Raw genomic sequence first — 13,437 nt, 5'->3', positions numbered from 1 at the left:
TTCAATTAGATTTTTCTATTTAAAATTATTATTTTTTTAGATAAATTTTCATCGGATTTTTATGATTATTTTTACTGATTAATAATTTAATCATTTTTTACTTTTAGAATACTTTTTAATGTGCAATATAAATCTGATGGGGTTTTTTAAAATAATAAAATTGAATAAAATTGTTTTAAAATTAAAATAATTTAAAACTAATTAAAATAATTGAAAACTAATAAAATTTAGACAAAATAACTTAAAAATATATTTTTTTAGTGTATTGAGGTGAAAAAATTTCGTTAGAGAGAAAAACATTGCTTTTTGCAGTTGTCCTTCTATTCTTTTTAGTAATAGGTGGAGTTTCTGCCAGTGATGTAATGGAGTGTTCAGATAATCCAAGTAATGATGATTCTGTAATTGATTCTGCAAGTCAGTTTTCTCAAGAGTCTGTTGCTAATTATAATGATCAAAATTCTAATGAATCTATTTCAAATTCAAATAGTCTTACAACAGATAATATAAATAATCTTGAAATTGATGATGATACTGAGCTTGACAAGACCAAGACTTCAAATGCGGTTTCAGCTTCAAGCAGCAAGAAAACAAGCAAAAGCAAGACTGCAAGTAGTTTGATTGTTTCCAGCTATTCAGTATATTATGGAAATCAATTGATTATTACATTAAAAGATAAGAATTCCAAGGTTTTAAGCGGTAAAAAGGTTTCATTCTATTTCCCAAAGATAAAGAATACTTATACCAAGACCACAGATTCAAAGGGTCAGGCAAAGATTACCCTAAAAACTCTTGGCGATTTAAATGTTATAGTCAGCTTTGCAGGGGACAGTTCCTATAAGGCTAGCAAAAGGAACATTACTGTAAAGGTGTCAAAATACAATACAAACCTAAAGATATCAAAGACTACTGTAGCAATATCAACTCCGGTGACCTTTACATTGACTGAAAAGTCTACCGGTGCTGCATTGAAGGGTAAAAAGATTGTGATTACTGCTAAAAGTGGCAAATACACAAAAACCACAGACTCTAAGGGTCAGGTTAACTTGACCATTAACATTAGGCAGAACTTTACAATCACTGCAAAATTTGCAAGTGAAATTAAGTATAACGGTTCCAGCTATGAGGGTACAATCAAGCCTGTTCAATGCGGAGTCAAGTTTGCAAGCAATTTGAAAACAGTTGCCTATGGTCATTCCTTGGCAGTCAGTTTGAAAAATAAGGTAAACTCAGATCCTGTTGCTAACAGATCAGTTGTCTTGAGCATATCTAATAAGGGTAAAACTTACCATAAGACCACAAATTCAAAGGGTGTGGTCTATTTGCCTATTAAATATATAGGCAGTCTAAAGATCAAGGCATCATTTGCAGGGGATGCAGTCTACAAGAAGGCTTCCTTAAGCACTACAGTAAAGGGTGTTAAGGATAGTACTGCAATTAAGAGTTCCACCACTCAAGTTGGAAAGGGTGGAAAGTATATAGTGACCTTGAAGGACTCTGCAGGAAAGGCCTTATCAAACAAGACAGTTAAGTTTACCATTAAAAATAAGACTTATACAAAAACTACTAATTCAAAGGGTCAGGCTTCCTTGACAATCAAGCTTGCTGATGGAACCTATTCAATCAAGACTTCCTATGGAGGCAACTCCTATTATAAGTCTTCAAAATTGACCAAGAAGTTTAAGGTCAACGGTACATTGGTTCAAATGTCAGACATTATTAAGGCAGCTACTACCTTGAGGGCTTATGTAGATTATACCAATAGGTTAAACAAGTCCTATGTGGCAAGTGTTGGCGGAGTCAAGTACTCCCTTGATGAGTTTTCCTATTTGATGGCAGAGGCTATTGTCAACATCAAAAAAGGATCTTCCGCGGATGTTGCATTCAAGAATTTAAGCGGCAATTATGCATCCAAGGGCAATACCATAAACGGTAACTTATATAAGGCAAAGTATACAGCATTGGCAAATAATTTGATAAAGTATGTAAATTCAAATAATAAGATACCTGCAAATATGAGTACTGGTTTAGGTAAGGTTGAGGCAAATCTCTACATTTGGGGATTGACAAAGGCTTTACAGTACTATGGTGAAAAGAAGGTATTGCCTAACTATGTTATTTTGAAAACCAGTTATATTAAGGGTTCCTCTTCAAGTACAATCATTCAAAATGCACATATCTTGAATTACAAGGAAACATTTAATGCAACTGAATTTGCAAAATACCTGGAAACAGGGGGTAAGTCAGCTTTAAATTCAGCGATTATTGCCAAGGCAAAGGCATTGACCAAGGGTCTTACCTCATCAAAGGCAAAGGCTAATGCAATATTCAAGTTTGTAAGGGATCAAATATCCTACAGTTATTATTCCGACTCCAAAAAGGGAGCGGCAAAGACTTTAAGCACAAAATCCGCAAACTGCTGTGACAAGGCAAACCTTATTGTTGCAATGTGCAGATCAGTTGGAGTTTATGCAAGATATTCCCATGCTCAAGGCTGTACATTCTCAAGCGGATTGGTTACAGGGCATGTATGGGCACAAGTTTATGACAAGGCTTCACAGACTTGGTTAACTGCTGACGCTACAAGCTATAGAAATCAATTGGGAGTAATTAACAATTGGAACACAAAGTCTTACTCAAATGCAAAGAACTATGTTCTTATTCCGTTCTAGAGCGGTTTTTTCCGTTCTGGAATATGTTATTATTCTTTTTAGTTTGATTTGTAAAAATTGTGTTTAGTAGTTTTAAATAGAATATTTTTATTCTATTTAATTTTTTATTTTTTTTAATCATTATTTGGAGTGCTAAAATTAATTTTTTCTTTTTTTCTTATTTTTAACTTCTTTTAAAGGACTTTTTGGAACAGTTTATTTTGTTCGTTTTTTATAAAATTAATTTTAAAAATTTTTAAAATTTTTAAAATAATTGTTTTCAGCTATTTTTCTTTAATTTTATTTTTAAAGTAATTGTTTTCAGCTATTTTTTCATTTTTATTTTTTAAAATCAGATTTTTTAGCTATTTTTTCTTTAATTTTATTTTTAAAATATTGGTTTTTAATTATTTTTCATTAAATTTAAATAATTTAAAAAATAACCTTTTATATAGGTGAATAATTTATAGTATTTTTATAATTTTAAGAAGTTTTTATTTTTAAATTATAATCCTCTTTTGTTTATAATTTTAACAATTTTCATGTTTTTAAATTATAATCTTCTTTTGTTTATAATTTTAACAATTTTCATGTTTTAAAATTATAAAACTCTTTTTAAAAAGGACAAATTGATTATTATGGTTAAATATAATAGGGTAGCTGTTGGAGGAACCTTTGACAAGTTTCATTATGGTCATAGAAAGTTAATTTCAACTGCATTTGAAATAGGTGAACATGTTGAAATTGGTGTAACCTCCAATGTTTTTGCAAGTAAAAAGGGTGATGTTGATTCTTGTGACACCCGTATGGGTAATTTAAACGAATTCTTAAGTCAGATTCACGACAATTTCCATATTTCAAGACTTGATGATCCTTATGGACCTACAATCCATGATGAGGATTATGATGCAATTGTAGTTAGTGAGGAAACAGAACCTAATGCAATCAAAATCAATGAAATTAGGGCTGAAAAGGGTATGAAACCTCTTGATATTGTTGTTGTTAGTTTTGTACTTGCAGACGATGGAATTCCTATATCTTCTACTCGTATCCGCCAAGGAAAAATTAATCAGAAGGGAGAATTAATTAAATAATCCTTTAATTGATTTTAAATCATTTTTGAGAGTTTTTTATTTTAGTAATTTTTATTCTATTTTTATTTTTAAGGTTATTTTTTTATTTTAATAATTTCCATTCTATTTTTCTTTTAAATATTTAATTTAAATTAATTCTTTTTTTAAAAAATTTGATTCTTAATTAAAATTTTATTCGATTCATCTTTTAAAAAATATATTTTTTTTATCGTTCTTATTTTTTCAAACAATTGTTTTTCCCCATTTATTTTTAGTCATACCTAAATATTTCATGTTTTTTTTATTAAAATTTCCTATATTTGCCCATTATTTTAGTTATGCCTAAAAATTAAATCGTTATGTTTATATATACATGTCGATAAACTAAATATAGTGATGTGTATTTATAATAATTTTATTATTATCAAGTTGGGATTGTTATGATTTTTATTCAAAGAGAAGGTATTGAATCAAGAAAATTATCTTATGACAGTAAGGTATGTTTAGCATGTGGAATTTGTGCAGACTCTTGTCCTACCGATTCATTGGCTATGGCTGATGTGCTTGGTATTGCAAGAGGTCAAGTTGAAGGAAATAATCTAGTGATTGATGATTCTACATGTGTATTATGTGGTTTATGTTCATTTGCTTGTGCATTCGGTGCATTAAAATTCGAAATTGGTGGAGAAGATGCATCTGAATTAGCTAATTATCCTAAATGGGACCATGATTCAGCTATTGCAGAAGAAGATTGTGAATTCTGTGGCAGATGTTATGAAGCATGTCCTCAAGATACCATTGTTTTCAAAAGAATTTTGCCTGATAGAAATAAACTTTTAGAAGGTGAAATCTCAATTGATGAAGAAAAATGTATTTACTGCAGTGTCTGTGCAGATTTATGTCCTGCAGGAGCTATTACAATAAGCGCTCAAAATGGAAGATTGCCTGACACTATTGAAGTGGATGAAGACAAATGTGTATATTGTGGAGTTTGTAAGAGAGCATGTCCTCAAACAGCTATTAAGGCAGTCTGTTCCACCTGTATGCACAGTGAAGAGTTTGAAAAAGCTAAAGTCACTGGAACTATTTTCATTGGTGATGATTGCATTAACTGTGGATGGTGTAAGGAAGTCTGTCCTGTTAGTGCAGCTGATGTTTCAAAACCATTTGAAGGTCAAATCACAACATCTGAAGAGGATGAATGTGTTGGTTGCGGATCATGTGTAGACATTTGTTCATGTGATGCAATTGAACTTGTTGATGGTGTTGCTCAATTCAATCAGGAATACTGTGTTTTATGTGGTGCATGTGCAAGATTATGTCCACAACAAAGAATTACTGTTGCTAGAGAAGATATGAAATTAACTAATGTTACTTCTGCTTCTTGGAAAGCAACTTTAGATAAAATTATTAATTAAATTTAATTAATTAATTTTTTTTATTTTTTATTGTATTCTTTTCAGATTATTTTTATTTACTGATTTTATTTATTTTTAAAAAATTGCATTGGATATTTTTGGATTGTTATCCTTTCTTTTTTTCTTTTTTTACTCCTTTTAGATATTTTTCTTATTTTTTTATTTATTTTAGTTATTTTCTTATTTTTTTTACTCATTTTAGCTATTTATATTATTTTTTTAGTTATTTTAGTTTTTTTTATTAGTTTTTTATTTAAAAAATTTAAATAATTATTTTAAAAGTAGTGTGGATTTTCTTTATTTGGTTTTTATTTGAATTTATATGGTTTTATTTGAATTTATTTGGTTTTTATTTGAATTTATATGGTTTTATTCATGGATTTTATTTGTTTTCTATTCTTTAAAGTTTATTCAAAAGATTCTCCCTCCCTTTATCCAGTGTTTCTCTAAACAATTCACTGATTTCCTGATTTATTCTTAAAACATAAGTTCCTGAAATAAGGCTTATGACTAATATTGATCCAATCAATAGAATTACTTCAACACTGGTTTGCGCTTTTTCGTTTTTTAACGATTTAAGTTCTTTCAACACTGTTTTTTTAATTTTATTTTCTTCTTTTGCCATAATTCTAGTCTTTAATTTAATAATTGGTCATATTGTTTCTAATTGAACTGATGTCTTCAGTTGCATTTAATCCGCTTGCACTATTGCTAAAATAGGATCTGTAAATTAAAAGCCCTGCAAGTGCAATAACAATCACTCCTCCGAATAATAAAATATATTCTGCAGCTCCTTGGCCATTATTGTCTTCAGTCAATTTTCTAAAATTATATTTGCTTTCTTTTTTTAATTTTTCAATAAACATTTTTGCCTCCATAATAGTTTGTGCATATAGTTTTTCTTTTATTCTATTTATATATTGCTTTATTTTTTTTAAAAATTATTATTTTTTCTTTATTTTACATTTAAATTGAATTTTACTTGTTTTTTTAAATTTTAACCATTTTTTTGAATTTTAGTGGTTATTTTAAATTTTAGTAATTATTTTGAATTTTAGTAGTTATTTTGAATTTTAGTAATTTTTTTAAATTTTTATAATTATTTTGAATTTTAGTAATTTTTTTAAATTTTAACTATTTTTTTAAATTTTACTATTTAATTTAAATTTTACACTTTTTTTAAAAAAATTAATTTAAAATCAAAATTTAATTTTTCAATTGTTCTTTAATTCTTTTAATTTTCAATAATTATTATATTATTTTCTTAAATCTTGAATTGAATTTTAAAATTTTCCTTTTTATTGTTTTTTCTAATTTTATTATAACAATATTAGTTTTTATTAGATTTTCATAGCTTTTTTTATGATTTTAAGACAAAATTATATAAATGAGTAATTCTATAATTAAATATTAATAATAGTTTAAATTTTATTAATTAAGATTATCTTATAGTAATTTCAATTTTTATTAAGTTAAATAATTAGATTACTTAATTAAGAAATTTTTAATTTTCTTTTCAAGATTTTAGTATAATACTAAGAATTTTTTAAAATTCGAATCTTAAAATATGGCTAATATGTTTAGTTTTAATCTTAAATTCAGTAAAATAATAATTAATTTAATTTTAATCTTCGATTTGATAAAATAAAAATTTTAAATTAATTTTAATCTTAAATTCAGTAAAATGCTATTAAAATAAAAAAATGATATCATATTTAATTAGGTGGGTATTTCTGTGGCAGATTCGTTAGACATATTTACAGGAGTTTTATTAACTGCCGTAGGTTTGGTTTTAGTCTATGGCAGTATCGTTTATCGCCTTATCGATTTAATATTAATATTAGGCGTTCTCATAACTCTATTTGGTTTATATAAATTACTTCCGGCATTTATCATGAGGATTTTAAATTCTCATGGAAATGCTATAAACAATCTTTTGGAGCTTGATTCTTCTTCCAATTCAAAACAAAGATTGAATCAAAGCACTAAATCCCAATCCCGTAGTGGTGCATTAAATTCATCAATTCAAAATGGTGCCAAGGAAGTTGGAAAGTTAATCAAGAGTACCGATGACAAGATTTCCAAGGCAAATAGAAGGACTGGACCAAAATCAAAATCAAATGAAAGTTCAAGGGCTGTCCTAAGAATTCCTGAAAATTCCGAGTCATATGATGATGAATCCACCTCTTCTGACTTTTCCACAGACTATCAGCCAAGTGAAAGAAAGGATATTTTCAAGGACAATTCAATTGATGAAAGCAAAATGGTTTTAAAAACCAAAAGTCAAAATGAAGAAAAGTCTAAATTTAAACTCCCATCTATCAAGAGAAATTCTTCAAGATCCTCACCTAATGGAAGAACCTATGGCTATTTGGATGATAGGTCTGAATCTGCACCTGTCAACTCTTTGGAAGGTCAAAATGAGGGGGACAAGGTTTATTTCACCCCTAATTATGAAAAACCTATGAAAGTTACCCGTAAACCTAAAAGGAAATCTCATAAAGTTTCAAATATTCCAAGAAGATCCAAGGAAATATCAGAGGCTTTGGCTACTGTTGGAGAAACTGAAACAATTTATGACAATTCCTCAAGTGATGACAGCTATACATTGATTCCAAAGGTCATTGATGATGAGGTAATATTGCCTATTTCAGATTTCGGCTATGATGAGGATGAAAATGAAACTGTTTATAACCTTGCCCAATCTGAAAATACAAGTTACAATAACGTGATTTTTGATGAAGCTTCAGATGAATCATTTTCAATCACTCCAATTCATGCCGAATCCGACTATGAGGGTGATTTTGAAGAATCAAATCAAGTTTCAGCCTCTGGTGATTATGAGGAGATTAATCAGGTTTCAGCCTATGGTGATTATGAGGAGATTAATCAAGTTTCAGCCTATGGTGATTATGAGGAGATTAATCAAGTTTCAGAATATGAAACTTTGCTTGAGGAAAGTTTGGATGATGGAAGCTTTTCAATAAGTCCTATTTCTCGCGAAACAGTTGATGTAAATGATTTGCCTAGACCAACTTCAGTCTCATCCACAAATCCGATTTCCAAAAAATCAGGCATTTCCAATCTTTCAAGGCCACATAAGAAGGAAGTTCCTAAAGCCGATGAGGATAAGTCAAGTGGGGAAAATAAGGCTATAGGATCTATTGTTGATTCTGTTGCTGGGGATTCTGGTGCTAATGCTATTCCTGATTCTGGTGCTAATGTTATTCCTGATTCTAGTACTAATGCTATTCCTGATTTTGGTGCTAATGCTATTCCTGATTCTAGTGTTGAGTCCATTATAGATTCTGGTATTGGTTCCATTCCGAATTCCAGTGCTGAAGAATCCATTCCAGGTTTAGAAAATCTTCAGGATGTAGATAATATAGGCACAAGTCTTGATGATTTGGAAAGGGACTTGAAGACAGTTCAATCAAGCCTTGATGATTTGGGTGAAGAAAAATCTGATTTAGATGCTTCCAAGCCACAAGAGACAATTAAAATAGATCCAAACAATCCTGAATCATTGCCTATTCCAAAGTTATTGAACAGTTATGTTATTTGTGAAAAGGGTATTCTAACTTCCCAAGAGGCTTTTGAAGAGGTAGCAAGTCACTCCAAGGAAGAAATATTATTGGAAGCTCCTACAATCAAGGATATGGGAGAACGTTTCTTGTCAAGCATTGCTCAGATAAAAACAAGAATCATAATTCAGGAATTTGATTTGGAAGACATTTCCTATGTTCTCTTATTAAGCTCTTTGATTAAGAAAGGAGTTGAAATCAAGACAATGCCTTTAGTTAATTCCTTCAATTTGATTGGAGACACTTCCCATGCATTATTGATTTCAAACAGTGTATCTGAAGATGACTTTGAATATGGTGCTGTATACACTGACAAGGATTCAGTTGAAAACATTAAGGAATTGTTTAATTCCTCCTGGGAGATAGCTAAGGATTTGGAAATAAATGTCTCAACTGCTGATGAGAGTTAATTAATCTAATGCTAATTATTCAAAAATTTTTTTCTAAATCATGATTCTTTTCAATTTAAAATTAATTTAAAACTTTAAATTGAATTTTCATTGTTTTAAAAGAATTATTATTATTTATTTAATTTTAAAAATTCATTATATTAAAAAAATAATGTTTATTTAATTATAAAAAAAATATTTTTGGTGTAAATATGGAATTAAAATGGTTAGGTCATTCTGCTTTTGAAATAATAAGTGAAGAAGGAGTTAAAATATTAATAGATCCTTTTATTAGCAATAACCCTGCCTGTCCTCTTCCTGTTGAGGACATAGACGCTAATATTATTTGCATAACCCATGGTCATTCAGACCACTTTGGAGACGCTATGGAAATAGCAAACAATTCTAATGCAACCCTTGTTGCAAATCACGAAATCTCATTGTTCCTTGGTGAACAGGGCTTTGACTGTGTAAGCATGAACACTGGAGGTTCAGTCAGTATTCAGGGAATAAAAATTACAATGCTTGATGCTAAACATTCATCCTCCATTGATTTTACTGATGAAATCCGTCCAGCTGGAGATCCTGGAAGTTTCCTGATTACATTGGAGGACGGAACCAAAATATTCCATGCTGGAGACACAGGATTATTCAGTGATTTGGAAAATGTTGTTGGAAAAATCTTCAAGCCGGACATTGCATTGATTCCTATTGGAGACAGATTTACAATGGATCCTTTCCAAGGCGCATTGGCTGCTATGTGGATTGCTCCAAAGGTAGCTATTCCTATGCATTACAATACTTTCCCTGCAATAGAGCAGGACCCTGCGGTTTTCTCCAATTTTGTTAATCAGCTCCATCCTAAGGTGGAAGTTGTTATAATGAATCCATTGGAAACTTATGTTCCTGACTTTAAAAAAGAGGAATAATTATTTAAATTTTCTGAATTTAAAAAAAAGAATAATTTTAACTTAAATTCAGTTTTAAAAGAATAATAATTGAAATTAAGTTTCAGATTTAAAAAAAGAATAATAAATTAGGTTTAATCCTTATTTAATTTAATTTTTATTTTCTATTTTTATTGTTTTTTAATTATTTTTAATTTTATTTTAATTTATTTTCTATTTGTACTAATTTTAATTTTTTTTAATTTTATTTTTATTTATTTTCTTTTTTTACTAATTTTAATTTTTTTTAATTTTATTTTATTTATTTTCTATTTTAACTAATTTTAATTTATTTAGCTATTTTTTTCACTGTTTAAATAATAAAATAATATTTGTTTAATCAAATAAAGATATTCAATTAAACAAAATCACATTTTCCACTTGGCAGTACTCTAACAACGTCATCAAGGCTTATCAAGTTGTCCTCATTTATTCTAGCTAAAATCTCCTTAGCTATTTTCTCTTTTTTAGTGTATCCTGGTTTTATAGTAACAAACTTACTTGTATACTTTTCCATAGCTGTCTTAGGTCCTGCCATAATACGTTTTTCTCCGTCGTATTCAACGATTCCAATGGAGATTTCCAACTTGCATCCCCTGATGTAGTTTCTATGTCCCCTTATGATAAATGCTCCCTTAGGTACAAACTCTCCTGAAACAGGTGTTTTTGAAACCTGTTCCGGTTCAACCCAATAAACGTCCTGCATTCCATAGTTTCTTGACCAAGCACTTGAAAAGGAAGCTGCAAAGATACCTAATTCATAAAGCAAATCATTATTTAACTTGTCGCTACTAATTTTAGCAACAACTGAAGGCGCTCCATGTATGTCTGCATGTAAATAAACATCATTCTGTTCAAGATATTTCTTTACAACAGCCTCATTTGAACCTGCATCCCTACCGCAGACCACAAGTGTTCCATCACCTGAAACAAACCATCTTAACTTTTCATACCACTTAAGGTTCTTCTTGACCCTTTTCTGTGGAACCATGATGTTTGCCATTGCCTTTTCCTTTTTCTCTTCCATTTCAGCCAATTGTCTCTTTGTGTTTTCAATAGCAATAAGAGCGCCCTTGATTTTTCTTTTTGCCTTCTTGCTTTTTTCATAATAGACTTCAGCATTGTCTGGAATTGATTTTCTTGAATCCATTGAAACGGATGTATCATCTATTCTAAGTGTGATGTTTCCCAATGGATCCATTGATTCAAATATTTGGGCTTCAGCCATTCCATCCTTTTTAGCCTTTTTCAATGTTTTAGCTATTTCCTTGTATGGATAGTCCTTTGCCCTTGCATCATTGATTACATTGATGATGTTTTCAATCTGCAAGTAATTGGTGAATATAAGTTCTCCCTTCTTTTGGGACTCTTCAATGGTCCTTTCAAAGTTGTGAAGGGTTTCTTCCTGCTTTTCAAGCCTTTTGGAAAATTTCCCAACTTTCTTGTTCCAGGCAGCTTCCTGAATGTCTGTTATTTCATTCTTTACCTTTGAGGAGTAGAACTCATCACAGGCCTCATTGAAAGAGTCGTATTTCTTCTCTTCAAAGCCTTCGTATTGCTTTAGCTTTAATGGAATGACATCTTCCTTTTCCTTGAATTTGCTGATTTGTTTCTTGTTCTGTAAATCGCTGTCTGGTTTTTGGTTCTGTAAATTGTTGTCCGGCTTTTTGTTCTGGATTTCACTATCTAACTTCTTATTTTCAATTTCACTTTCAGAATTTTCACTTTCAAAGTTTTCCTTCATGTTTTTATTGTTTACAATGATTGGAGTGAATTCCTTATCCTTAAGCGGCTTGAAGACCTTCTCCAATGCTTCAAAGATTGTTCTTATTTCCTCCCCGCTTAAATCGCTGCATGGAGTTTTCTTGTTGATTGAGGTATTGAGCATTATCTCCTCTGCATAAAGGCTTCCAAGTCCGCTTTTTGCAAGAAGACGTACAATCTCATCATCACTGGCCTTTACAATGTCCTTAAATTCATCAAATTCTATTTCAATAGGGTTTATCCCATGTTCCTGTGGGAAAACATATTCCTTTTTGGAGCTTATGTCCCTATCGCTCCATTGCTTGCGTTTTAGAGGCAATATTATCTCATTTGATTCATTAAGAAGTATGATGTTTCCCTTTGCAAAGAGTTCAACTATAAGTGTATATGTCTCTTCCTTTTTCATCTTTATTTCAACGACACGGTCAAAATTGTGTTGGCTTACGCTTATGACATTTGCTCCTTTCACTCTTTTTCTAAGTAGCATTGGAAAACTAGGGGGATTTTGAGGATTTGTTAATGGATATTGGCTTATGTGTATCCTTTTTCCTGCTTGAATTACAAGATCCATCCTTCCTGTTCCAGCCTTATGGAACCTCATTACCACTGTATCCTTGGTAGGTTGGAATGACTTGTCCACTCTTGCTCCAAGCAATAAATCATTTAATTCTTGACATATTGTGTATATGTCCACATTTGACATTGATTTCATATTTTCATCCTTAAGTTTATAATTTAATTATGTTTTTAATAAGTATTATTATTTTAGGAATTTTAATAAATTAGATTAAATTTTTTATTTTATTTTTAATTTACCCGATTAAAATTGTCATTTTATTTTTTTAGGAATTTTTAAGATTAAGAAAAAGTTAATTTTTTACAAATTATTTTTTTTTTTAATTTTTTCCTTTTTTTCTAATTTTTATGCAATATTTTATATATTATATTAACTTATATAATTAATAACTATAGTTTTTTATGATTAAGAAGTGTAAAAATTAATTGAATTTAAATTTATTTTATAAAATGATTTCATTTATAATTTTATTTTTCTTTTAATTTTATTTTACGGCTTTAAATTATCTTATCTTAAACTATTATTTTTAATTAATCAATTTATTTATTATTTATACAATTTGGAGGAAAATTAATGGATTCAACTGTTCAAACTGTATCAATTCACCTTGTTGGAGCTCTCGTTTCAGCTGTTTTATCTACAGCATTTACATTAGGCTGGTTTGGATTTAAAAATGATGTTTTAGCATTTGCAATTGGTATAGTTATACTTTATGCTATTGGTCAACTATGTCAAAAATACTTTGGAGAAGAAATTAAAGGATTTTCTGCATGGTTATGGGATGGAATTCTTCCATTCGGATTCTGTTGGTTTATAGCATGGACTATTTTAACTAGTTATTTATAATTTAATAATTAGTTTTTCTTTTTTTCTTTTTTAATATCTTATTACTATTTTTTCTTATTTTTCTAATTTTACTTATTCATTGTATTTGATTTTATTTTAAATTTTTTCACTATTTTTCTATTTAGATTTAAATTTTTTATAAAAAATTTTTTTCAATTTTTTTCACTATTTTTTCTATTTAGATTTAAATT

At 29.4% G+C, this 13,437-nt stretch carries 9 protein-coding genes; 6 read left to right on the top strand and 3 right to left on the bottom strand.

All coding sequences use genetic code 11. The features are described 5' to 3' along the window. Positions 1–299: 299 nt before the first annotated feature. The 3 genes from Q0138_RS07140 to fwdF all read left to right on the top strand — a co-directional run bounded on the left by Q0138_RS07140 (position 300) and on the right by fwdF (position 5,139). Positions 300–2,669, top strand: a complete 2,370-nt coding sequence (locus Q0138_RS07140; protein ID WP_297982633.1) for a transglutaminase-like domain-containing protein — start codon at positions 300–302, stop codon at positions 2,667–2,669. Positions 2,670–3,280: 611 nt separating this feature from the next. Continuing rightward, a complete protein-coding gene (locus Q0138_RS07135) occupies positions 3,281–3,742 on the top strand; it encodes a phosphopantetheine adenylyltransferase (RefSeq protein ID WP_297982636.1) in 462 nt (153 codons plus the stop codon). A gap of 419 nt (positions 3,743–4,161) precedes the next feature. Continuing rightward, positions 4,162–5,139 (top strand): tungsten-dependent formylmethanofuran dehydrogenase subunit FwdF, encoded by a 978-nt coding sequence (gene fwdF, locus Q0138_RS07130; protein ID WP_297982630.1) that lies wholly within the window; start codon positions 4,162–4,164, stop codon positions 5,137–5,139. A gap of 400 nt (positions 5,140–5,539) precedes the next feature. Here fwdF and Q0138_RS07125 read toward each other — a convergent pair whose 3' ends face one another. Together Q0138_RS07125 and Q0138_RS07120 are read right to left on the bottom strand one after the other, a co-directional pair. Then, positions 5,540–5,764 carry a class III signal peptide-containing protein gene (locus tag Q0138_RS07125; RefSeq protein WP_297982628.1) on the bottom strand — a complete coding sequence of 75 codons (225 nt, stop codon included), beginning with the start codon at positions 5,762–5,764 and terminating at the stop codon, positions 5,540–5,542. Positions 5,765–5,780: 16 nt separating this feature from the next. Next, on the bottom strand, positions 5,781–6,005 hold the full coding sequence (locus Q0138_RS07120; RefSeq protein WP_297982625.1) for a class III signal peptide-containing protein: 225 nt from the start codon (positions 6,003–6,005) through the stop codon (positions 5,781–5,783). A gap of 869 nt (positions 6,006–6,874) precedes the next feature. Here Q0138_RS07120 and Q0138_RS07115 point away from each other — a divergent pair. Further along, positions 6,875–9,133 carry a hypothetical protein gene (locus Q0138_RS07115; RefSeq protein WP_297982623.1) on the top strand — a complete coding sequence of 753 codons (2,259 nt, stop codon included), beginning with the start codon at positions 6,875–6,877 and terminating at the stop codon, positions 9,131–9,133. 191 nt (positions 9,134–9,324) lie between these two features. Next, the gene (locus Q0138_RS07110; protein WP_297982620.1) at positions 9,325–10,041 is read left to right on the top strand and encodes a metal-dependent hydrolase; all 717 of its coding nucleotides are present in this window, start codon (positions 9,325–9,327) and stop codon (positions 10,039–10,041) included. Between the two features lie 376 nt (positions 10,042–10,417). Here the strand turns inward: Q0138_RS07110 and rqcH are convergent, their stop codons facing one another. Then, positions 10,418–12,535 carry a ribosome rescue protein RqcH gene (gene rqcH / locus Q0138_RS07105; RefSeq protein WP_297982618.1) on the bottom strand — a complete coding sequence of 706 codons (2,118 nt, stop codon included), beginning with the start codon at positions 12,533–12,535 and terminating at the stop codon, positions 10,418–10,420. Positions 12,536–12,973: 438 nt separating this feature from the next. Between rqcH and Q0138_RS07100 the strand changes: the two genes are divergently transcribed. Next, the gene (locus Q0138_RS07100) at positions 12,974–13,246 is read left to right on the top strand and encodes a hypothetical protein (protein WP_297982615.1); all 273 of its coding nucleotides are present in this window, start codon (positions 12,974–12,976) and stop codon (positions 13,244–13,246) included. The last annotated feature ends 191 nt before the right edge of the window (positions 13,247–13,437 follow it).

Source organism: uncultured Methanobrevibacter sp., assembly GCF_937906425.1.
Lineage (GTDB): Archaea > Methanobacteriota > Methanobacteria > Methanobacteriales > Methanobacteriaceae > Methanobrevibacter.
Note: the sequence above shows the minus strand (reverse complement) of the source record. Positions and strands in the feature narration are given on the sequence as shown.

What these genes read in the sequence shown, in the direction of transcription:
- fwdF (WP_297982630.1), top strand. Translation starts at nt 4,162, where the DNA reads ATGATTTTTATTCAAAGAGAAGGTATTGAATCAAGAAAATTATCTTAT.
- Q0138_RS07125 (WP_297982628.1), bottom strand. Translation starts at nt 5,764, where the DNA reads ATGGCAAAAGAAGAAAATAAAATTAAAAAAACAGTGTTGAAAGAACTT.
- Q0138_RS07120 (WP_297982625.1), bottom strand. Translation starts at nt 6,005, where the DNA reads ATGTTTATTGAAAAATTAAAAAAAGAAAGCAAATATAATTTTAGAAAA.
- Q0138_RS07110 (WP_297982620.1), top strand. Translation starts at nt 9,325, where the DNA reads ATGGAATTAAAATGGTTAGGTCATTCTGCTTTTGAAATAATAAGTGAA.
- rqcH (WP_297982618.1), bottom strand. Translation starts at nt 12,535, where the DNA reads ATGAAATCAATGTCAAATGTGGACATATACACAATATGTCAAGAATTA.
- Q0138_RS07100 (WP_297982615.1), top strand. Translation starts at nt 12,974, where the DNA reads ATGGATTCAACTGTTCAAACTGTATCAATTCACCTTGTTGGAGCTCTC.